This is a genomic window from Kitasatospora sp. NPDC059408 (assembly GCF_042751525.1).
Taxonomy (GTDB): Bacteria; Actinomycetota; Actinomycetes; order Streptomycetales; family Streptomycetaceae; genus Kitasatospora.
Genome location: NZ_JBHYWI010000082.1, coordinates 1 through 21,210 on the forward strand (window position 1 = coordinate 1; position 21,210 = coordinate 21,210).

General features: G+C 75.0%; 18 protein-coding genes and 2 pseudogenes. 9 read left to right on the plus strand and 11 right to left on the minus strand.

The features are described 5' to 3' along the window. Nucleotides 1–211: 211 nt before the first annotated feature. Entirely contained in the window at nt 212–664 is a 453-nt protein-coding gene (locus tag ACFXDE_RS36050; protein ID WP_380444931.1) for an HD domain-containing protein, read from the minus strand. A gap of 287 nt (nt 665–951) precedes the next feature. Between ACFXDE_RS36050 and ACFXDE_RS36055 the strand changes: the two genes are divergently transcribed. Continuing rightward, nucleotides 952–1,878, plus strand: a complete 927-nt coding sequence (locus ACFXDE_RS36055) for an AEC family transporter (protein WP_380498633.1) — start codon at nt 952–954, stop codon at nt 1,876–1,878. 166 nt (nt 1,879–2,044) lie between these two features. Next, nucleotides 2,045–2,428: a hypothetical protein gene (locus tag ACFXDE_RS36060; RefSeq protein ID WP_380498634.1), complete on the plus strand. Its 384-nt coding sequence runs from the start codon at nt 2,045–2,047 to the stop codon at nt 2,426–2,428. Nucleotides 2,429–2,544: 116 nt separating this feature from the next. Here the strand turns inward: ACFXDE_RS36060 and ACFXDE_RS36065 are convergent, their stop codons facing one another. Beyond that, nucleotides 2,545–2,979 carry a MarR family winged helix-turn-helix transcriptional regulator gene (locus ACFXDE_RS36065; protein WP_380444932.1) on the minus strand — a complete coding sequence of 145 codons (435 nt, stop codon included), beginning with the start codon at nt 2,977–2,979 and terminating at the stop codon, nt 2,545–2,547. Nucleotides 2,980–3,098: 119 nt separating this feature from the next. Between ACFXDE_RS36065 and ACFXDE_RS36070 the strand changes: the two genes are divergently transcribed. Then, nucleotides 3,099–3,998, plus strand: a complete 900-nt coding sequence (locus ACFXDE_RS36070; RefSeq protein WP_380498635.1) for an alpha/beta fold hydrolase — start codon at nt 3,099–3,101, stop codon at nt 3,996–3,998. 76 nt (nt 3,999–4,074) lie between these two features. Here the strand turns inward: ACFXDE_RS36070 and ACFXDE_RS36075 are convergent, their stop codons facing one another. Together ACFXDE_RS36075 and ACFXDE_RS36080 are read right to left on the minus strand one after the other, a co-directional pair. Next, entirely contained in the window at nt 4,075–5,538 is a 1,464-nt protein-coding gene (locus ACFXDE_RS36075) for a PE-PGRS family protein (protein ID WP_380498636.1), read from the minus strand. After that, nucleotides 5,535–6,146 carry a TetR/AcrR family transcriptional regulator gene (locus ACFXDE_RS36080; RefSeq protein ID WP_380498637.1) on the minus strand — a complete coding sequence of 204 codons (612 nt, stop codon included), beginning with the start codon at nt 6,144–6,146 and terminating at the stop codon, nt 5,535–5,537. The genes ACFXDE_RS36075 and ACFXDE_RS36080 overlap by 4 nt, the downstream gene beginning before the upstream one ends. 290 nt (nt 6,147–6,436) lie before the next feature. On the opposite strand from ACFXDE_RS36080, the gene ACFXDE_RS36085 reads away from it, so the two are divergent. Continuing rightward, on the plus strand, nt 6,437–7,906 hold the full coding sequence (locus ACFXDE_RS36085; protein WP_380498638.1) for an MFS transporter: 1,470 nt from the start codon (nt 6,437–6,439) through the stop codon (nt 7,904–7,906). A 93-nt stretch (nt 7,907–7,999) separates the two neighbouring features. On the opposite strand, the gene ACFXDE_RS36090 is transcribed toward ACFXDE_RS36085, so the two are convergent. Further along, a complete protein-coding gene (locus ACFXDE_RS36090; RefSeq protein WP_380444924.1) occupies nt 8,000–8,263 on the minus strand; it encodes a dsRBD fold-containing protein in 264 nt (87 codons plus the stop codon). Nucleotides 8,264–8,687: 424 nt separating this feature from the next. Between ACFXDE_RS36090 and ACFXDE_RS36095 the strand changes: the two are divergent. Continuing rightward, nucleotides 8,688–9,527: pseudogene (locus ACFXDE_RS36095) on the plus strand (DMT family transporter); the annotation flags it as partial. A 284-nt stretch (nt 9,528–9,811) separates the two neighbouring features. Continuing rightward, on the plus strand, nt 9,812–10,570 hold the full coding sequence (locus ACFXDE_RS36100; RefSeq protein WP_380498639.1) for a DUF6629 family protein: 759 nt from the start codon (nt 9,812–9,814) through the stop codon (nt 10,568–10,570). A gap of 46 nt (nt 10,571–10,616) precedes the next feature. On the opposite strand, the pseudogene ACFXDE_RS36105 reads toward ACFXDE_RS36100, so the two are convergent. The 4 genes and pseudogenes from ACFXDE_RS36105 to ACFXDE_RS36120 all read right to left on the minus strand — a co-directional run. Further along, a pseudogene (locus ACFXDE_RS36105) lies at nt 10,617–10,994 on the minus strand (hypothetical protein); the annotation flags it as partial. Between the two features lie 99 nt (nt 10,995–11,093). After that, the gene (locus ACFXDE_RS36110) at nt 11,094–12,443 is read right to left on the minus strand and encodes an MFS transporter (RefSeq protein WP_380498640.1); all 1,350 of its coding nucleotides are present in this window, start codon (nt 12,441–12,443) and stop codon (nt 11,094–11,096) included. Continuing rightward, the gene (locus ACFXDE_RS36115; protein WP_380498641.1) at nt 12,440–13,090 is read right to left on the minus strand and encodes an ArsR/SmtB family transcription factor; all 651 of its coding nucleotides are present in this window, start codon (nt 13,088–13,090) and stop codon (nt 12,440–12,442) included. The genes ACFXDE_RS36110 and ACFXDE_RS36115 overlap by 4 nt, the downstream gene beginning before the upstream one ends. A gap of 129 nt (nt 13,091–13,219) precedes the next feature. Further along, on the minus strand, nt 13,220–14,038 hold the full coding sequence (locus ACFXDE_RS36120; RefSeq protein ID WP_380498642.1) for a hypothetical protein: 819 nt from the start codon (nt 14,036–14,038) through the stop codon (nt 13,220–13,222). Between the two features lie 385 nt (nt 14,039–14,423). On the opposite strand from ACFXDE_RS36120, the gene polX reads away from it, so the two are divergent. After that, nucleotides 14,424–16,199, plus strand: coding sequence for a DNA polymerase/3'-5' exonuclease PolX (gene polX / locus ACFXDE_RS36125; RefSeq protein ID WP_380498643.1), 1,776 nt, complete (start codon nt 14,424–14,426; stop codon nt 16,197–16,199). A gap of 43 nt (nt 16,200–16,242) precedes the next feature. Here the strand turns inward: polX and ACFXDE_RS36130 are convergent, their stop codons facing one another. Next, on the minus strand, nt 16,243–17,115 hold the full coding sequence (locus tag ACFXDE_RS36130) for a carbohydrate kinase family protein (protein ID WP_380498644.1): 873 nt from the start codon (nt 17,113–17,115) through the stop codon (nt 16,243–16,245). 3 nt (nt 17,116–17,118) lie between these two features. After that, nucleotides 17,119–18,078 carry a pseudouridine-5'-phosphate glycosidase gene (locus ACFXDE_RS36135; protein ID WP_380498645.1) on the minus strand — a complete coding sequence of 320 codons (960 nt, stop codon included), beginning with the start codon at nt 18,076–18,078 and terminating at the stop codon, nt 17,119–17,121. A gap of 138 nt (nt 18,079–18,216) precedes the next feature. Here ACFXDE_RS36135 and ACFXDE_RS36140 point away from each other — a divergent pair, with 138 nt between their 5' ends. Next, nucleotides 18,217–19,122, plus strand: a complete 906-nt coding sequence (locus ACFXDE_RS36140; RefSeq protein WP_380444916.1) for a LysR family transcriptional regulator — start codon at nt 18,217–18,219, stop codon at nt 19,120–19,122. 163 nt (nt 19,123–19,285) lie between these two features. Continuing rightward, on the plus strand, nt 19,286–20,950 hold the full coding sequence (locus ACFXDE_RS36145; RefSeq protein ID WP_380498646.1) for a peptide-N4-asparagine amidase: 1,665 nt from the start codon (nt 19,286–19,288) through the stop codon (nt 20,948–20,950). Nucleotides 20,951–21,210 lie beyond the last annotated feature (260 nt).

Consider the following 21,210-nt stretch of genomic DNA (forward strand, 5'->3'; position numbering starts at 1 on the left):
CAGCCCCGACGCACCCCCCCCCCCCCCACCACCCCCCCCCCCCCCGGGGGGCCGGAGGGGGGCCACGGGGGGGACCGGGCTGGGCCGGACCCCGCGCCACCGGGGGGCCCGGGCCCCTTCCGTGGTTTCCACCCGTGCGTTCCGCCCTTCCGTGGCTTCCGCGCCCCCGCCGGCCGTCGCGGCGACCCTCGCCGGCCTCCGGGCGCCGCCGTCAGAGCTCGCCGGTGAGCCCCAGCAGCTCGCGCATCCGCGCGTACTTCGCGCGCAGCCGCTCGGCCGTCGCCGCGTCCAGCACCGCGAGCCGCGCCGGGTCCGAGTTGTGGGCCAGGTCGGCGCGCTTGACCAGCAGCGCCCCCGGCGTGGCCAGGATCCGGGCGGTGTACTCCTCGACCGGCTCGCCCGGCCGCTTTGTCAGCGCGTCCACGATCGCCTTGGTGGACTCCGCCAGCGCGGCGCCCTCCAGCCACTCGCGGCTCAGCCGGTCGTCCTCGACGGTGTCGTGCAGCCAGCCCGCCGCGATCTGCGCCTCGCTGCCGCCGCGCTCCGCCGTCCCCCGCGCCACCGCGGCGATGTGCTCGCTGTAGGGGTGGCCGTTCTTGTCGACCTGCCCCTCGTGCGCGCGCCGTGCGATCGTCTCCACCTCGGCCAGGCTCAGATAGTCCATCGGCTCATCGTAGGACCCGCCCGCGACACCGGCGGTGGCCGGGGCAGCGACACCACGGGGCCGGCCGTGACACCGCCGGGGCCGGGCCGCGACATCGCGGGGCCGGGGCCGCGCCTCCACGGAGCCGGGCCGCGAACGACCGGGTCCATGATCGGCCGCTTGACGCGGCTGGTTTACTGCCCCGGGCGGGCGACCCCCGCCGGACCAGGCGACCCACGCCGAACCAGGCAGCCCGCGCCGCAGCAGGCGACCCCCGTCGGCCCGGGCGACGAGCGATCCGAGGAACCATGCACGCCCTGCACCCCCTGCTCTCCGGATTCGCGCCCATCTGGGCCCTGACCGGGGTCGGCTACCTCGTCGGCCGGTCCGGACTGCTCGGCCCGCAGGCGGAGGCGGTGCTGAGCCGCTTCGTCTTCCACGTGGCGATGCCCGCCGCACTGTTCCTGATGATCGCCCGCACCCCGCTGGAGCGGTTCGCCAACGCCTCGATGCTCGCCTTCGCCGCCGGCACCGCCTTCGCGACCGGCCTCGGACTGCTCGCCGGGCGGTTGCTGTTCCACCGCAAGCCCGGCGAGCTCGCGATCGGCGGCATGGCCGCCGGGTACGTCAACTCGGCCAACCTCGGCATACCCGTGGCGATGCAGGTCCTCGGCGACGCCTCGTTCGTCGCGGCGGTCGTCCTGTTCCAGATCCTGTTCGTCACCCCAGCCGTGCTCGCCGTCCTCGACGGCCGCGGCGCCGGGCTCCGCGCCCTGCTCACCCTCCCGCTGCGCAACCCCGTCCTGCTGGCGACCGCGCTCGGCGCCGTCGCCTCCGCGACCGGCCTGCACCTGCCCGCCGAGCTGAACCACTCCTGCGAACTCCTCGGCGGCGCCGGCGTCCCGACCGCCCTCGTCGCCCTCGGCATCTCGCTGCACAACCGCCCGCCCGCGGACGCCGGTTCGCGTCGCGCCGAGGTCGGACTGACCGTCCTGGTCAAGACGCTCGTCCAGCCGCTGGCCGCGTACGCCGTCGCCGCCTTCGTGCTCCACCTTCCGCCGCACCAGTTGCTGACCGTCGTGCTCTTCTCCGCGCTGCCGACCGCGCAGAACGTCTACGTCTACGCCCGCGAGTACGGGCAGGGCACGGCACTCGCCCGGGACGCGGTGCTGTGGTCGACGCTGGTGTCGATGGCGACGCTGTCGGTGATCAGCTGGTCGCTCGGGTCCGCGTGACTCCTGGCCTCGTGCGACGCCTCGGCACCACTGGCCCCACCCGTTCCACTACCCGACCCGCACAAGTGACCACTGCCCGTACACGACACGACAGTTGGCCCGCCTGATGCGTACAGAACGGTGGTTCCGCCGCCCCTCGCCGACCGCCGGTGGAATGCTGGCGGCCATGAGCCAACCGGACTCCACCTCCGCCGGACCCGCAGCCCTCGCCGGCCCCCCGGACCTCGTCGAACACCGCCACTGCCCAGCCGTCGTCACGCTCCCGCAGGCCGACGTGGACCACTTCAACCGCGTCCCGCGCGCCGCCTTCGTGATGGAGCCGCGACTGCGCTGCGAGCTCACCGCCGGCCACGGCGGCTCCCACTCCGCGCTCGTCCAGGGCGTCGGCTACGACCTGCACTGGGCGTCCTGGCCGGAGTACGCCGTCGAGGTCGCCGCCCGCTGCCCCGAGGAGGCGCCCTTCGAGGGCCCCGAACCACCGCGCGAGGCCGACATCTGCCTGCTGCGCGAGGGCCACCCGGGGCCGCACTACGGCGACACCTGGTTCTGAAACCGGCTCCGACTCTGGTGCCGGCTCTGGTTCCGAACCAGGTTCCGGCCGGGTGCCGACCCGGGCCGGCACCCCGTTCCGGCCGGGTTCCGGCCCTCCCGCCGGCGGCTCCGGGCTCACGCCCCGCGGGCCGCCGCCACCACCTCCGTCATCGCCAGCAGGAAGCGCCGGGCCGTCGCCAGCTCCGCCGCGTCGAACCGGCCCATGGCGCCCACCAGGTCGCCGATCAGCCCGCCGAAGAAGCCCTGTCCGAGCTCCATCGCACGCTCTTCGACCACCAGCCGCACCTTGCGCCGGTCCCCCGGGTCCCGTTCGCGCCGGATCAGGCCGAGCCGCTCCAGCCGGTCCACCAGCCCGGTGGTGCCCGCCGAGTTGAGGCGCAGCGCCTCGCCGAGCCGGCCCGGAGTGACCACCTCCCCGGCCCTGGCCGCGTCCAGCAGGTGGATCAGCGCCCGCAGATCGGTCGGGTGCAGCCCGTTGCGCGCCGCGAACTCGGCCCCGAACAGGTCGAGTTCGACGGTCAGTCCGCGCAACAGGTGGACCAGCCGCATCGGCTCCTCGACATCGGACAACCCCGGCCTCCTTCCTCGGCACCCCCAGGTGCCGTATTCTCTCGCTGAGCGAGATACTTGTGCAGCGAGTGATTCCATCATCCCAGCGGAGGCCCGCCATGTCTGCGACCGCACCTGCCTCACCGTCCGCGTCGGCCGCGCGCACGGCGCCGTTCTTCGCCGCGTACGACGCGCTCCTCGCCCGCTGGCCCCTCCCGGTCGAGCCGGTCGACGTCCGCACCGCCCACGGCACCACCCGGGTCAACGCCTGCGGCCCGCGCGACGGCCGCCCCCTCGTCCTGCTCCACGGCGGCGGCGCCACGTCCGCCATGTGGTTCGCCATCGCCCCCGCCCTGGCCGCCGCCGGGCACCGCGTCCTCGCCGTCGACCTCATCGGCGACCCGGGCCGCAGCGTCCACGACGGCGCCGCGCTCGGCGGCGTCCCCGGGCTCATGGCGTGGCTGGACGCCGTCCTCGACGGGCTCGGCGTCCAGGAGGCCGACCTCTGCGGCCACTCCTACGGCGCCTGGACCGCCGCCGAGTACGCGCTCCACGCGCCGGGACGGGTCGGACGCATGGCCCTGCTCGACCCCAACAACGTCTTCGCCGGCTTCCGCCCCGGCTACCTGCTGCGCGCCCTGCCGCTCTTCCTCCCCCGCCGCACCGCCGACCGCGCCCGCTCCTACCTCGCCTGGGAGAGCGGCGACACGCCCCGCCTCGACGCCGACTGCCGCGAGGTGTACGCGCTCGGGTACGCCGACTTCCCCGCCTCCCGCATCGTCACCGGCCCCCGCCCGAACGCCGACCGCCTGCGCACGCTCACCGCCCCGACGCTCGCCCTGTTCGCCGAACGCAGCCGCGCCCACGACGCCCACCGCGTCGCGGACGCCACCCGCCGCGCCCTGCCCGACGCCACCGTCACCGTCCTCCCGGGCCTGGCCCACCACAACCTGCCGGCAGCCGGGGCGGAGGAGGTCAACCGGCGGCTGACGGAGTTCCTGTCGCGGACCAAGGGCTGATACTCGATCACGCGGGCGAGTAGCGCACGAACTCGTGGACCACGCCGGGCGCCGGCCCCGGCTGCCGCCGGGAGCCTCAGGCGGCGCGGGTCAGCCGGTCCACCATCTCGGCCATCGCGTCGGCGGGCAGGCTCGGGTTGCGGGCGGCGGCCGTGGCCGTGCGCGGGTCGTGCAGCGAGCTCGCCAACTGCTGGGCGGGGACTCGGGGGTGAGCTGCGACGGCGGCGCGGACGTCCACGTCGGGGTCGTCCAGGAGGCGCCGGACGGCTTCCTCCGTCAGGCGCGGGTCCGTCGCCGCCCTGCGGCGGACTTCGGGGCTGGGGTCGCGGGTGAAGCGCTCGACGAGGGCGGGGGGCGATTCCTCGTCGTCGAGGGCCAGGCTGCGCATGTGGGGGTCGGGATCGTCGGCGAAGCGCAGGAGGCCCGTGCGGGGGAAGTTCGGGTGGCCGTGGGGGCGGTCGGGGTGGGAGAGGCTGCCGGTCCACCAGCGCCAGACGTCCAGGAGGAGTTCGGCGGGGGCGTCGTCGCAGGACTCGGCGAGGAAGAGGTGGACGACGCGGTCCTCGTCCGCGGCGAGCCGGGTCACGACGTCGGGCGGGAGCCGGCGGGCGCGGGCGACGCTACGGCGGATCGTGGGGTGGGCGGAGGCGGCCAGTTCGCGCATCGCGTCCGGGTCGGCCTGCCGGGCCAGCACCCAGGGGAGCGCATGATGGTATTCGTGCTCCTCAAGGTCGACGCGGACGGCGGCGCGACGCTCCTCGGTCAGATCGGGCCGGACGGACACCGTGAAGCGCACGTCCTCGTCCTCGTCCTCGGCCAGCAGGTCGACGACGTCCGCGGGCAGGTGCGGGTTGCGGGCGAGTGCCCCCCGCTCGCGGGCCGGAAAGGTCCGGGCCGACTCCCGTGCCAGGTCCGGTTCGAGGCGGCAGGTCGCGAGTACGACGTCGCGGCTCCCGAAGAGCGCGAGCACGTCGCGGGGCATCGGGTGATCGGCGTGGTGCAGAAGCAGTGCGACCTCACGGACCCGGTCGGCCGGGTCGGCGAGCAGTGAGTGCCGGGCCTCCTCGCCCAGGTGCGGCCAGGCCGCCGGGCAGGCCTCGGCGCGGACGGCCGGGTCCGCGTCACCGGCGAGCCGGACGGCGAGCGCGACGGGCAGCCCGGGAAGGCGGGCCGCCTCGGCGCGGACCCGGGCGGACGGGTCGGTCGCGAGCTGCCGCAGTACGTCGACGGGCAGTTCGGCGGCCCGGTCGGCCGCCATGACGGTGAGGGTCCAGCGGCGCCGGGCATCCGGCTCGTCCAGGATCAGCCGTACCCACTGGTCGGCGGTGATGCCCGGCTGGGACTCGGCCGCGCGGGCCCGGACCTTCCACTCGGGGTGGGCGAGCGCGGCCGCCACGGCCACGGGCGGGCGGGGGCTCCACAGGAGGGCGGGATACGCGTCGAGGAGGGCGGGCCACAAGGCGTCGGGCAGGGCCGGATTGGCGGCGAGGCCGTGCGCCCACGCGTCGCGCAGGTCGGGGGCGAGGGGCTCGTGGGTCACCGGGCGCCCTTCGAATCCGCGGTCAGGCCGGTGATCAGGGCGGCGAGGGCGTCCTGGAGGTCGGCGCAGCGAGTGCCCGGGCCCCGGTCGGGGACCTGGGCGTGGACGCGGGTGAGGGCGGGGAGCGCCTGCGGATCCGCGGCGGCGAAGGCGGCGGCGCGCTGATTGGGCCGGCGGGCCGGGCTGACGGGGTGTTCGGAGAGGAGTTCGCCGAGCACCAGCTGCCAGCAGGAGCGGAACGCGGAGGCCGCGCGGGCCGGCGGGAGCCCGGCGGCCAGCAGGTCGGCGAGGCAGGCGTCGTTGAACGACAGGGCGTTCTCGGCGACGAGTTCACCGCGGATGAGGACGTGCAGCACCCAGGCGTGGCCGGCCATGTAGTCGTGCGCGCCGAGCAGGCGGCGGAGCAGGCGGGCGGTCGGTTCCGCGCCGGGGACGTCCACCGGGAGGCCGGCGGCGATCTCCTCCAGCACGGCGAGCAGCAAGGTGTCGCGGTCGGCCACGTGCCGGTACAACGAGGCGGCGGCGGTGCCGAGTTCGGCCGCGACCGCGCGCATGGTGAGGGCGTCGATGCCGTCCCGCTCGATCACGCGGCGCCCGGCGGCGACCACGGCGGCGGTGGTGAGGCCCGGCCGGGGCCGCCGTGGGCCGTACCGGCCTCGCTCGGCGGCCGGTGCTCCGTCCGGTGACGCCCCCCGCTCAGGCGCCTCCCGGTCCGACCTCACCCGCTCGGGCACGTTCCGTTCAAGCGTCGCCCGCTCAGGCACTTCCCGCTCTGGCCTCTCCCGTCCTGGCATCCCGTCATCCTGCCACGCTGGACTGGGCTTCCCACCTGCGCGCTTGCCGACCCATGCAAGTAAGGCTTACCTTACGCGAACAACGTTCGCATTCGGAGGTCGCCGTGCCCGAATCAGTCCTCTCCACACCGTTGACCACGACCACCGCCGCGCCGCCCGGGCCCGGCGGCCCGCGCAAGTCCCTCGTCCTCGCCACCGCGTGCCTGTGCCAGCTGATGGTCACGCTCGACGCCAGCATCGTGAACATCGCACTGCCCGCCATGGGGGGCTCCCTCGGCTTCGCCGACAGCGCGCTGCCGTGGGTGGTCAACGCCTACGCGCTCGCGTTCGGCGGGCTGCTCCTGCTCGGCGGCCGGGTCGCCGACCTGGCCGGGCACCGCCGGGCGCTGCTCGCGGGACTGGTCCTGTTCGGCGTGGCGTCCGTGCTCGGCGGCTTCGCGCAGACGCCCGCGCAGTTGATCGCCGCGCGTGCCGGACAGGGCGTCGCGAGCGCCGTCCTCGCCCCGATCGGCCTGACCCTGATCATGGTCACCTTCACCGAGGGCGCCGCCCGGGCCCGGGCGCTCGGCGTCTGGTCGATGGTGACGGCGGGCGGCAGCGCGCTCGGCGTGCTGCTCGGCGGCGTGCTGACCGATCTGCTCGACTGGCGCTGGGTGTTCTTCGTGAACGCCCCGCTCGTCCTGGTGGCCGCCGCCCTCGCGTCGCGCTCCGTCGCCACCGCCCGGCCGCCGCGCGCGGGACGACTCGACGTGGTCGGCGCCGCCCTCGGCACCGGTGCGATGAGCGTGCTCGTGTACGGGCTGATGTCGACCGACCGACACCCGTGGGGCTCGCCCCGGACCATCGCCACCCTCGGGACCGCCGTGCTGCTCGGCCTCGCGTTCCTCGGCTGGGAGGCCCGGTTCGCGTCCGCGCCGATCGTGCGGCTCGGCGTGCTGCGAGTGCGGACGGCGTGGGTCGCGAGCCTGATCGTCACCCTGGTCGGCGCGGCGATGCTGGTCGGCTTCTACTTCTGCTCGCTGCACCTGCAGAACGTGCTGCACTACGGGCCACTCGCCGCGGGCGCCGCCTTCCTGCCGTTCTGCGCCGGGACGATGGCGGGCAGCATGACGGCCGGCCGCCTGGGCGCCCGCTTCGGCGGGCGGGCGACGCTCACCGGCGGGCTGGTGCTGGCCGGGCTCGGGATGCTGTGGTTCAGCGGGCTCGGGGTCTCGTCCGGCTATCTGACGGCGTTCGTCGGGCCGTCCGTGGTCGCCGGCGCCGGCGTCGGGATCTGCATGGTGGCCAACACGGCGATGGGCACGTCCGGCGTCGACCCGCGCGAGGCCGGGCTGGTCAGCGGGCTGCTGAACGCCGGGCGCCAGTGCGGCGGAAGCATCGGCCTCGCCGTGCTCTCCACCCTCGCGGTCGCGGCGACGCGGCACGCCGCGGCGGCCGGTGACTCCGCTCCGGCAGCGCTCGCGGCGGGCTACGACCGGGCGTTCGTCGTCACCGCCGTACTGCTGGCCGTGGCGGCGCTGATCGCGGTCGTGTTCGTCCCGGCGCCGCCGCGGCGGAAGGCGGCGGGCGTGTGACTCCCCGGGCCGCCGCAGCACCAGCCCGGGCGCTGCGGCGGCCCAACCCGGCTGCGCCGGGGGCGAGTTCAGCCACCGATGCAGTGGATCGCTTCAGTAGATCAGGTAGCCGGGGCGGTGCCCCTCGTCCTCGATCTCCCCGGTGGCCTGGACCCGCAGCTTGCGGGACAGCTCCTCCAGGGCGCGCGAGGCCGCGACCTCCTCGCCGATCCTGGCGAGCGGACGGTCGTCCGCGCTCTTCACCGACTCGCCGTGCGCGCTGAGGCCCGGGGCCCTCGCGCCGGTCAGCCTCGCCTCGCACGTCGTGTGCACGCCGTCTTCGTCGAAGCTCAGCTCCACGTCCCACTGGTTGTGCATGCCACACCTCCTGGCACCGGCCCCCGTCGCGCCTGTCCCGGCCGGCACGGACGGTGCACCGCGGGCGGCCGCTCACACCAGCGTGCGCCCGCCGCGCCCACCCCGGCAAGCGCGGGGGCCGGCTCCGGGTCCGACCGGCTACGGGTCCGACCGGCTACGGCGGCCCTGCGCTGCCTGGGCCTGCGCTGGGCGGCCCTGCGCTGGGCGGTCCCGCATTCGAGGGTCGCGCGCTGGGCGGTCCCGCGCTGGACCGTCCCGCCGTCGAACGGCCCCGTCGGCGCCCCGGCGGTACGCTGACGGAAGGCGCCGCGACCGCTGCCCGACCCCAGGACCGCCGACGCGGCGCAGGCAGCGATCCGCCGAACGGCGACCGGCAACCGGCGATCGGCGACGTCGGGGCAGCGACACACCGGGTGGTCACTCCGTGGCGGTCTTCCTCCTCGCTCTGAGCGCCGCTTGCTGCCTGGGCCTCGGGTTCGTCCTCCAGCAGCACGCCGCGCAGCGGGCCCCACGTGCCGACATGCTGCACTGGCGACTGCTGCTGGACCTGATGCGGATGCCCGAATGGCTGCTCGGCACCGGGTTCATGGTCAGCGGACTGATCCTCTCCGCGCTCGCGCTCAACAAGGGCGAGGTGTCGCTCGTCGAACCGCTGCTCGCGACCAACCTCCTGTTCGCCATGGCCCTCTCCCGCATGCTGACCCGTCAGACCCTCGGCCGATCGGGCTGGGCCGGAGTCCTGCTGCTGGGACTCGGGGTGACGGCGTTCATCGTGGCCGGGCAGCCCTCCGGGGGCGGAGCGCCCGCCGGGGAACTGCGGCACTGGCTGGTGGTCGGCACCGTCGTCGGACTCGTCCTGCTGCTGGTGTCGGCGGCCCGGAAACTGCCGCTCTTCGAGGAGGCGACGCTGCTGGCCCTCGCCGCCGGCCTCCTGTACGGACTGCAGGACGCACTGACCCGCACCACCACCCAACGGCTCGACCACGACGGGCTCTCCGCCGTGCTGCGCACCTGGCAGCCGTACGCCGTGATCGTGGCGGGCGTCATCGGGCTGCTGCTCGTGCAGAGCGCCTTCGAGGCCGCGCCGCTGCGGATGTCCCTGCCCGCGCTCACCGCCGCCCAGCCGATCGCCGGGATCGCCTGCGCGGTCGGCTTCCTCGGCGACCGGCTACGGGTGACCCCGGGCGCGCTCGCCTGGGAGTCCCTGGGGCTGGTCGCGATCGTGGTCGGCGTGATCGTGATCGGCCGCCACCCGGCGATGCCCGGCACCGTCCGCGACACCCTGGAGAGCATCGGCGCGCCCCCGGACGACCGCCCCGACGACGGCGCCCCGGAGAGCGGCGCCCCCGACGGCAGGACGGACGGCGACGCGAGCATCCGGACGGACGGCGGCGCGAGCAGCACCCCCGACAGCCGGACGGTCGGCCCGACCGGCCGCAACGTGAACGGCCCAGCGGACAACCGGACGGACGACGGCCCGGCGGACGGCCCTGTTGACGACCCACGCGACGACCCACCCGACGGCCCGGCGAAAGGTTAGGCGGCCGGATGTGCTGGAGCGCGCAGGCGGACGCGGTGGCCGGTGGGGTCGTCGTGGGCCTCGGAGTCGCGTGCCTGGTCCGCGCCCGCCGTTCCGGCCGCCCGCAGCGGCTGCCGCTCGCCGCGCTCCCGCTCGTGCTGGGCGCCCACCAGCTGATCGAGGCGGTCGTCTGGCTCGGCACGGACGGCGATCTGCCCGCCGCCCTCGCCGGCTGGGCGCGCACCGCCTGGGCGGCGATCGCCCTGCCGCTCCTGCCCGTGTACGTCCCGGCCGCCGTGTGGTGCGCGAGCACCGAACCGGGCCACCCGGCCGGACCGGACCCCCGTCGCGTGCTGTCGGGCCTCACCCTGCTCGGCACGGTCGTCACCGTCCCGCTCGCCATCGCCGTCGCCGCCCACCCGGTCGTGGCCACCGAGCACGGCCACACCCTGACGTACGGCATCGGCGTGCCGCACCCGGCCGTCCTCCTGGCCGGCTACCTCCTCACCACCATCGGTTCCCTCCTCATCAGCGGCGACCGCGACCTGCGCCGCCTCGGATTCCTGACCGGCCTGGCCGCCGGCCTCTGCGCCCTGCTCTGGCGGATCGCCTTCCTCTCCACGTGGTGCGCCCTCGCGGCGCTGGTCAGCGTGCTACTCGTGCACTGGGCGGGCCGCCCTCCGTACGCGCCGACGCCGGGTGGTAGCGGGCGTCCTTCCGGGGCCAGTCGTGCGCGAGGAACGGCGGCCGGTCCACCCGGTCGAAGCACCGCACCAGGAACTCGGTGAACGTCCCCGCGGTCTCGAACCACTCGCCGCACTCACTCCACACGATGATCCGCCAGTCGTCCGGATCCGGTTCCTCGGCGAGGAACCAATACGTGTTGGCCTGTTCGTCGGCCCCCCACAGGACGAGCCCGCCCGCCTCGGGATGGAACGGCCACGGAAAGCGCTCGTGGTCCTCCGGCCCTCGCGGCCACCCGTGCTTCCAGAGCCGCTCGGCCTCCTCTGCGCTCCCCTCCATCGGCCGCTCCAACTGCAGGTACTCGTCGACCGTGCCCGAGCCGTAGAGGTCCAGGAAGGCCTTGTAGTCCGTCGGTAGTCGGAACCCGAGCCAGGCTTCCGAGGCCGCCCAGAGTTCAGGCTGCGCCGACCCCCACGTCGCGGGCTCGCCCAGCAGTTGCCTCAGTTGGCCAAGCGCTCTGCCAGCCATGGCCGCACCCCCTTCCGATTCGTACGAGCCGCACACTGCGCCGCCCCACCGACAGCCCCCAGCCCCTCACCGACGCCTCCCCCTGCCGCACGGCTCCGCCTACCCCCGCACGGGCTCCGCTGCCCGGTCGGGTTCATCCGCCACCGCCGGGGCGCGGCCGCGCAGGCGGTCCATCTCGCGCCACTCCCGGCGGAGGCCGGCCGCGCCCGTGGTCACGAAGTACAGGACCCCGGACGCGACCAGCACGGGTATCAGCCCGACCAGCGCCACCGCCGCGCCGGCAAGGAGGCCGCCGAGGGGGATCCCGGCCCAGGCGAGGGAGTCGCCGAGGGCGTGGACGCGGCCCAGGAGCGGGCGGGGCACCCGCTCGAAGAGCACCGCGCCGAGGATCGGGTTCAGGAAGCCCGAGCCGAAACCCGCCACCGCGAACACCGCCACCACCGTCCACAGCGGGGCGCCGGACGCGAGCACGAGGAAGCGCGGTGCCCCGGCGAGCAGGAAGCCGGCGAAGAAGACGGCGCGGCGCGGCAGCCGGTGGGCGACGCCCGCCGCGATCAGGCTGCCGGCCACCGCCGCGATCCCCATGGCACTGCCGGTGAGGCCGATCGCCGCCGGGCCGTGGCCGGAGTCCTGCGCCCAGACCGGGACCAACACGGTCGCGAAGCCGGCGTCCAGCAGGTTGGTGATGCCGATCGTCACGATCACGGTGAGCAGCAGCGGTTCGGCACGCAGGAAGGCGAAGCCCTCGCGGAACATCCGCCAGTACCCGCCGCCGCCCGGTCCGGCCGTGCCCGGTTCGACCGCACCCGGTCCGGCCGCACCGGCCCCGGCGGCCGGGGCCGCCGTCCGCCCCATCCCGCGCGGCAGCGCGAGGGCGATGATCAGCGAACCCAGTGCGAACGCCGCCGCGTTGACCACCAGGCCGGCCATCGGGCCCGCCATCGCGACGAGCCCGCCGCCGACCGCCGGGCCGAGCGTGGAGGCAAGCCGCTCGGTGACGCCGGAGAGCCCGGTGGCGCGCTCCAGCGGCACCCGCGCGCGGTCCGCCGCCTCCGGCACCATGACGGACTTGGCGAGGTCCCCCGGGCCGCGCATCGCGCCGATCACCGCGACCATGCCGAGCAGCAGCCCGAACGGCAGCAGCCCCAGCGCGTGCAGCAGCGGCACCAGTCCGGCCGCGACGGCACTCACGGCATCCGTCGTCCAGGAGACGACGCGCGGGCCGAGACGGTCGACCAGGGGCCCGGTCAACGCCTTGACCAGCACGTACGGCGTCATCTCGGCGAAGGCGACCAGACCCGTCATGGTGGCGCTGCCGGTCGTCGCGAGGACGAACCAGGGCAGCGCGACGGCCGAGACCCGGGTGCCCGTCAGCGAGACGGCCGAGGAGGCCAGCACCCCGACCAGCGGCCGGAGGCTCCGCGCGGGGCCGGCGGCAGCGGTGGTCATCCTTGCTCCCCCTCCTGGTCGTCCTCCTGGCCGTCCACCTGATCGGTGTCCGCCGTGGCCTTCGGCTCGGGCAGCACGTGGACGACGACGGCCACCGGCTCGGCGCCCCCGGGCACCGGGCCCTCGGCGTCCAGCCGCCGGTAGCGCGCGACCACGGCGGCCAGTTCGTCGGCCAGTTGCCCGGCCTCCTCCGGCGTGAGGCGGAGCACCAGGTCGCTCAGGTCGACCGCCTTGCGCCACTCGCGCGGCATCGTCTCGAAGGCGTTGAGCGCGCGCTGCCCGGTCAACGTGTGCGCGGCGAGGACGGACCGCAGGTACCCGACGACCGTCTCCGGCTCCTCGTCCGCCTGGTCCTCCCCCGTCCAGACCGTGAGCGTGTGCACCGACCGCCACCACCGCTCGCGCGCGTTGCCGCGCCCGGGATCCTCCTCGACGAAGCCCGCGGCGGCGAGCTGGCGGAGGTGATAGCTCGTGGCCCCCGAGTTCAGCCCCAGCTGCTCGGCGAGCCTCGTCGCCGTGGACGGGCCCTGCTTGCGCAGCAGCCCGACCAGTTGCATGCGCACGGGGTGGGCCATCGCGCGCATGCCCTTGGCGGTGAGTACGGCGTGCGGGTCGTCACTGTGCATCCAGCCACGGTCATCGGTCATGGCATGAGCGTAGGACCGCAAAGAATTCTTTGCAAAGGATTTTTTGCGAAGAATTCTTTGCGATCCACGCGAGGCGCCGCGGACCGGACCGGACTCCACCCCGCGCGTCACCGAACTCCACCGGACGCGTCACTCGTGGGCGACCGCCAGGATCAGGACCACCGTCAGCCCGCCCCCGGGCGTCGCCTCCACCGCGACCCGCCCGCCGGACGACAGCACCAGGCCGTGCAGCGCGGGCCCGACCGGCCCGTCCGGCCGCGCGCCCGCGAGCAGCCACTCCCGCGCCTCCGGGAGCTCGCACGCGCCGCGGTCCGCGACCCGGATCTCCACCCGCCCGCGCGTCCGCCCGAACCCGCCGGGGCCGCCCCCGGTGCCCGGCCCGAGGCCCGAGCCCAACGCCCCCAGCCCCGGCAGCGCCGGCGCGGCCACCGCCTCCGCCCGCACCAGCACCCGTTCGCCGACCGGGCTGCGCCGGACCGCGTGGTCGACCAGCCCGCCGAGCGCCGCCTCCAGCCGCCGGGCGTCCCCGGCCACCACCGGCAGCCCGGGCGCGACACGGACCGTCACCGCCGCCGACCGCCCGCCGCCGCGGACCACCCGGCGCACCACCTCGGCGACCTGGACGTGCCGCGCCTGCGGCTCACACCCGGTCTTCCGGTCCGTCCAGCCCAGGCGCACCAGCTCCGGCCGCGAGAGCGTCCGCGGCCCGGCCATCACCCCCGGGTGGAACGTTCCGGCGGCACCGTCCCGGCCACCCGTGCCCACGCTCCGGGCGCCGCCCGACCGCCCGAATCCGCCCGGCCGCCCGAACGGTCCCGGCCGCCCGAACCCGCCGAACGCCCCGGACCACCCGAACCCGCCCGGCCGCCCGTGGCCGTCGGAACCGCCGAAGGCACCGAGCACCCGCGCCCCCGACGCGACGTAGCCCCAGAGCTTCCCGCGTGTCATCGCCCTGCCCCTCGCACATCACCGGCGGCCGTCGTCAGCACCGCGGCCGGCCGGAGCGGGCCGCTTCCCAGGCCCTCCCGCCCAGCCTGCGCCCCCTCCGCCCGGGTGACAATCGGGCCAGGGGGCGCGAAACGGGCGCATTCCCCCGCCGAGCGGCCGGTCGCGCACCCCCCGACCGGCGGGGAACGGGCAAACCGGCCGAGAACGGGACAGGCGCCGACAGGAGAGCCAGCCGAGGACGAGGCAGGTGCCGACAGGAGAATCGGCCGAGAACGAGGCAGGTACCGACCGGAGAACCAGAGCAGAACACGGCAGCGAGCGCACCGGGAGCGAGACCGGAATCCAGCACAGGCGGGCCGTCGACCCCCCACCCTAAACTGGCCCCATGCCCCGGCTCAACGACCAGGTGCGGGAGCTGCTCCAGGAGTACGCCGACCTGATCAACATCACCGGCGGGGACGCGTTCCGGGCCCGCGCCTACGAGAAGGCCGCACGCGCGGTGGGCGGTCACCCGGAGGACGTCGCCGGACTGGACGCCAAGGGCCTCCAGCAGATCCCCGGCGTCGGCAAGTCCACCGCGGAGAAGGTCGCCGAGTACCTCTCCACCGGTCGGATCGGCGCCTTGGAGCAGTTGCGCGCCGAAATCCCGTCCGGTGTGCGGGAGATGATGGCCGTCCCCAGCGTCGGCCCGAAGCGCGCCCTCGCCCTCTACCGCGACCTCGGGATCGCGTCCGTCGACGAGCTGGCCGAGGCGATCCGCGGCGACCGGCTCGGCGGCGTGGCCGGTTTCGGCGAGCGCAGCGGCGAGAAGATCCTGCACGGCATCGAGTTGATGCGGCAGTCCGGCGGGCGCACCCTGCTGGACGCCGCGACCGAGCTCGCCGAGCAGCTCGTGGCCGCGATCTCCGCCGTGCCCGGCTGCACCCGCTGCGCGTACGCGGGTTCGCTGCGCCGGATGCGCGAGACGGTCGGCGACATCGACGTCCTCGCGACCGCCGAGGACTCCGCCCCGCTGATGGCCGCGCTCACCGAACTCCCCTACGTGGCCGAGGTGATAGCGAGCGGGCCGACCAAGACCTCGGTGCTCACCACCGGCGGTGTCCAGGTGGACCTGAGGGTGGTGCCCGAGGAGGACTGGGGTGCGGCGCTCGTCTACTTCACCGGGTCGAAGGCGCACAACATCAAGCTGCGCACGATGGCCGTCCGGGCCGGCCTGAAGCTGTCCGAGTACGGCCTCTTCGAGGTGGGCGGCGAAGCGGAGGGCAAGGCCGACGGCAGGACCAAGGGGAGAGCGGCCGAGGGCGCCAAGGTCGTGTCCGCGACGGAGGACGAGGTGTACGCGGCGCTCGGCCTGCCCTGGATCGCGCCGCCGCTGCGCGAGGACCGGGGCGAGGTCGAGGCGGCACTGCGCGGCGAACTCCCGGACCTGGTCCAGGAGTCGGACCTGCGCGGCGACCTCCACACGCACACCGACCTGACCGACGGGCTGGCCACGCTGGAGGAGATGATCGACACCGCCGCCGCCCGCGGCTACGCCTACTACGCCGTCACCGACCACGCGCCCGACCTCGTCATGCAGCGGATGACCGACGAGAAGATGCTCGCCCAGCGCGAGCAGCTGCGCCGACTGGCGGGCCGCCACAAGAAGTTGCGCCTCCTGCACGGCACCGAGCTGAACATCGGCCCGGACGGCGGCGTCGACTGGCCGCCCGAGTTCCTGGCCGGCTTCGACGTGTGCGTGGCCTCGGTGCACTCGCACTTCGGCCTCGACCGCGCCGCCCAGACCCGCCGCCTGGTCCGCGCCTGCGAGAACCCGTACGTGCACGTCATCGGCCACCTCACCACCCGCAGGATCGGGCGGCGCGGCCCGATCGACGTCGACCTGGACGCGGTGTTCGAGGCCGCCGCGCGCACCGGGACGGCGATCGAGATCAACAGCTCCCCGCAGCGCCTGGACCTGCGCGACGAGGACGTGCTGCGGGCGAAGAAGCACGGCGTGCGCTTCAGCATCGACAGCGACGCGCACGCGACGCCGCACCTGGCCTACCCGCGGTTCGGCATCGGCACGGCGCAGCGCGCGTGGCTCACCGCCGAGGACGTCGTCAACACCTGGACGTGGCAACGGCTGAAGCGCTTCCTCCGCAAGGACGCGCTGCGCTGAGAACCGCCGGGCGGCCCCGCCGCACCAGGACCGCCCGGGGAGGTCAGCCGAACGACGCCCCCGGCGAGGCGAGCACGCGCGCCGCGCTGCGGTGTCCGAGCCCGGCGGCCAGGTGGAGGTCGCCGGTGTCCAGGAAGCCGGCGAGGAACCCCGCCGCGAACGCGTCCCCCGCGCCGGTCAGGTCGCGCACGTCGGCCACCGGCGGCACCGCCACCGTGAACGGCGGCTCGCCCGGCACGTCGACGGTGGTCGCGTCGGCGCCCGCCTTGGTGACGACCGTGGTGGCGGCGAGACGGGCCCGTTCCGGCCCGGGCGTCCCGTCGGCCAGCAGTCCGAGGTAGGCGGACTCGGAGCGGTTGGCGAACACGAAGGTCGGCGCCAACTCGGCCAGCAGGCCGAGGAACCGCTCCCGTCCGAACTGTTCCAGCATGCCCGTCGACGAGGCGTCCACCGAGGTGGTGCCGCCCGCCTGCCGCACCCGGGCGAGCGCGTCGACGGCGCTGCGGCCGACGGGCTCGCCGTCGAAGGAGTAGGCGGGCACGTGCAGGTGGCTCAGGCCGGCCAGCCACGCGTCCGGCACGCGGTCCAGCAGCGTGGCGGCGCCCCGGTCGGGCAGCATGGTGCGCTCGCCGTCGCGGTCGATGAGCACCACGACGCTGCCGGTCCGGCCGCGCCGCTCGACGCGCACGTCCACGCCGTGGCCGGTCAGTTCGGCGACGACGCCGTCGCCGACCGGGTCGTCCCCGACGCAGCCGATGAAGCGGGCCGGGACCTGCCCGGCCGCGAAGCACGCGACGTTGGCGGCGCTGCCGCCGCGCCGGCGGAACACCCGCGCGGCGGAGTCGGTGCCGTGGCGCAGCGGGCCGTCGACCCACACGACGACGTCCTCGACGAGGTCGCCGAGCACCCCCAGCACGGCTCAGGCCTTTCGCGCGGCGGCGAGCGCGGTCGCGATCTCGCCGCCGAGGCGGACGTTGCCGCGGTAGACCTCGACGTTGACCTCCAGGCTGCGGCCCTGCGTGTCGCGCTGGATGAAGTCGAGCAGGAACGGCGTGGACGCGTTGCCGGTGACGCCCCGGCGGTCGGCCTCGGCCCAGGCGCGGGCGAGGATGCCGTCGAGCTCCTCCGGCGGGAGCTGCTCGGCGGGGTCGACCGGGTTGGCGATCAGGACGGCCTGCGGGAGGCCGAGGCCGTCGCGCGCGTCGATGACGCGGGCGGCTTCCTCGGGCGAGTCGACGCGGAAGGCGATCTCGTGGCCGGAGTCGGTGACGTAGAAGCCGGGGTACTTGGTGGTGCGGTAGCCGATGACCGGGATGTTGAAGGTCTCGAAGCGCTCCAGGGTGGCCCGGATGTCGAGGATCGACTTCACGCCGGCGCTGATGACGGTGACCGGGGTGGCGGCCAGCGTGGTCATGTCGGCCGACTCGTCGAAGCTCTCGGAGGCGCCGAAGTGCACGCCGCCGAGGCCGCCGGTGGAGAACACCCGGACGCCCGCGCGGTGGGCGAGGAAGGCGGTGGCGGCGACGGTGGTGCCGCCGTGCCGGCCGAACGCCGCGACCACCGGGAGGTCGCGCAGGCTGACCTTGTCGATGCCGTCGGTGGCGGACAGTTCGGTGATCTGCTCGGTGCTCAGGCCCACCGTCGGCACGCCCGCGTGGACGCCGATCGTCGCCGGGACGACGCCCGCCTCGCGCAGCCGTTCCTCGGCCTCCAGCGCCACGGCGAGGTTGCGGGGGCGCGGCAGGCCGTGGGTGAAGATGGTCGATTCGAGGGCGACGACGGGCGTGCCCTCGGCGACCGCCCGGGCGACCTCGTCGGAGACCCGGATGGCCTCGGGGCTGGGGGTGGCCTCGGGGGTGGGCGTGGTGAGTCCGGTCATGGTGGACGCTCTCTGTGACATGCCACTGCGGCGGGGCAAGGTGATGATCAGCGTACGGACGGCTCGGATCGGGATCCAGAATGAGTACTGCCCCTTCCCATAGGCTTTGAACTATGGGTTTGACCTAGGCTTCGGACCATGGGTTTCACCTTGCGTCAGCTGGAGGTCTTCCTCGTCGTCGCCGACACGCTGCACTTCGGCCGGGCCGCCGAGCGGCTGCACGTCTCGCAGCCGACGGTCAGCCAGGAGGTCGCCCGGCTGGAGCGGACGGTCGGCGTCGAGCTGTTCGACCGCAGCCGCCGGTCGGTCCGCCTGACCGAGGCCGGCGAGGTGATGGCCGCCGAGAGCGCCCGGCTGCTCGAACAGGCCGGGGCGCTGCTGGCCCGGGTGCGGCTGCACGAGGAGTCCCGGCTGGGCACCGCCCGGATCGTCGCCTCGCCGAGCGTGGTCAACCGGCTCCTACCGGCCGTGATCAGCCGGGCCGAACAGGAGCTGCCCGCGCTGGTGGCGGCCGAACTCGCCGTCGACACCGGGCAGGTGTCCGCCACCCTGGCCGCCGAACTCGCCGACATCGGCCTCGGCCGCTTCCTCGCCGAGGTGCCCGGCTACCGGCTGGAACGGATCGCCGACGAGCCGGTCCGGGTGGCGCTCGGCCGCGACCACCCGCTCGCCGGGCGGGACGCCGTCCGGCTCGCCGAACTGCGCGACCTGCCCCTGCTGCTGTGGCCGCGCGAACAGCACCCGCGCTACTACGACCACGTCCTCGGCCTGTGCGCCGACCGCGGCGTGGACCCGCCGGTGCTGGTCAGCCCGCCGCGGATCGTCGGCTCCCGGCTCTACCTGCTCGCCCGCAACCGCGCGTTCTCGCTCGTCCCCGGCTCGATGACCGGCCACCTCACCGGCGACGTCGCCACCGTCCGCCTGGAGGGCCGGGCCACCCTGCCGCTGGAGATGCAGTGGCGCCTCGACGACCGCCGGCCCCGGCTCGCGGCGCTGCGCGACCTGATCCGGCAGGAGGCGGCGGCGCTGGAGGCGGACCGCTGAAGCCGACCTCGCCGAAATGTGCCTTGACGGCCCCGGGAGCACCTTGACGGCCCCGCGGACACCTTGACGGTCACATGCCACCGCCGGAAGGATGCGCGGACCGTCCACCCGGCCCGCGGGCACCACGCCGTGGGCCGCCCGACCCGAGCCCCGAGGACACCCGTTGGCCGTCCGCCCCCTGCTCCGCCGCGCCGCCCGCTTACTCGGCGCCGCCGTCCTGACCCTCACCGCGGCCGTCACCGCCGCCGGCCCCGCGCACGCCGACTTCGGCTCCGGCTACCACGACCCGTACACCGCCGAGAAGCCGCTCACCCGGCCCGACACCCGCTCGTGCACCGTCGAGGTCATGCACGAGCGCGAGTTCCGCAACGGCTACGGCAACCCGCCGGACACCCCGTACGACGCCGCCCTCACCCCGCCCGCCGACTGCGCCGGGCCGTGGTCCGCCGTCGTGCTGGACCTCCACGGCCAGGTCGCCGGGCGGCAGTTCGACCGGATCTTCAGCGTGCGGATCGGCGGCGTCCAGGTGCTGCTGTCCTCCACCCCGGAACCGTCGAAGGACGGCATCCGCTGGAACGTCGAGCACGACGTGACCCGCTACGCGCCGCTGTTCGCCGGCGGCCCGCAGCCGTTCAGCTTCGACCTCGCCAACGTCACGGACGCCACCTACACCGGCGTCTACACGATCTCGGCGAGCCTCACCTTCTACACCGCGTCCACCCGCTGGCCCGCCCCGCACACCGCGGACCGGCTCCTCACCACCGGCCCGTTCTCGCTCACGCAGGCCACCCCCACCGCCACCCGGGACATCACCTTCCCGCAGAACCTCGAACGCCTCACCGCCGAGGTCTACACCCGCGGCGGCGGCGCCTGCGAGGAGTTCGCGTACGCCTCCGCGCCCGACGCCTTCGTCAGCGCCAACCCGGGCCTCGGCGCGTGCGGCAAGGGCCCGTTCCGCGAACTGCGGCTCACCGTGGACGGCCGGGTCGCCGGCGCGGTCTGGCCCTACCCGGTGATCTACACCGGCGGCTGGGACCCGCTGCTGTGGCGGCCCGTCCCGAGCATCTTCGCCTTCGACCTGCCCGCCTACCGGCTCGACCTCACCCCGTACGTCGGCCTGCTCCTCGACGGCCGCCCGCACGGCGTCGGGATCACCGTCAACGCCGCCGAGGCGCAGAGCAACGACGCCTGGACCGGCCAGGTCAACCTCTTCGCCGACACCGACCACGGCACCGACCGCACCACCGGACAGCTCACCGACTACCGCGTCGCCCCCGAGGCCGCCGTCACCACCGCCCTCGCCGACCACGGCGGCGGCAGCGGCGACTGGACGGTCGGCGCCGGGCGCCACGACCTCGCGCGCGGCTGGGTGCAGACCTCGCACGGGCGCGTCACCACCGAGGTCCGCGACGACCTCTCCTTCGGCTCGACCCAGCAACTGCGCGACGGCGGCAACGACGTGACCCTGCACAACGGCACCGACCTCACCCGCTCCACCGCCACCTGGGGCGGCGGCCCGCACCGAACCACCACCGTCCACGAGTCCGAACCGCTCGACGTCACCTACCGCCTCACCCGCGACGCGGCCGGCAACACCGACCAGGTGACCTCGATGGACCTCGACTACCACCGCGTCGCCACCGCGGCCACCGGCGGCCACGTCACCTCGGTCGCCACCGTCGACCACGCGCTGCGTCCGACCGCCCACCGCCACGACGGCGACCGCACCGTCCGCACCGGAGGCAGCACCGAGGACTACCGCAGCACCGGGCCCGACGGGCCGTACCGGCGGACGATCACCACGGTGGACGGCTGGCCCGTGTCGTAGCGGTCACCCGCCGCGAAAATCGTCCCAATTCGGGCGGAAAAACCCTGGTGCACGGCGCCGGGGAAGCGCATGATGAGAGATGGACCTGCGAGGTAGACGAGGAAGTTCGACCGCAGGAGGCAGTGGCGACAGATCGAGACGGATCAGGGTCTGCCGCTGTGAACTACCTCGGTCGACGATCGAACAACCCACGGCCGGAGGACGCGATGTCCGGAGGCCCCTCCGCCTCGCAGGTTCCGCGCGTCCACGGAGCAGCCCCT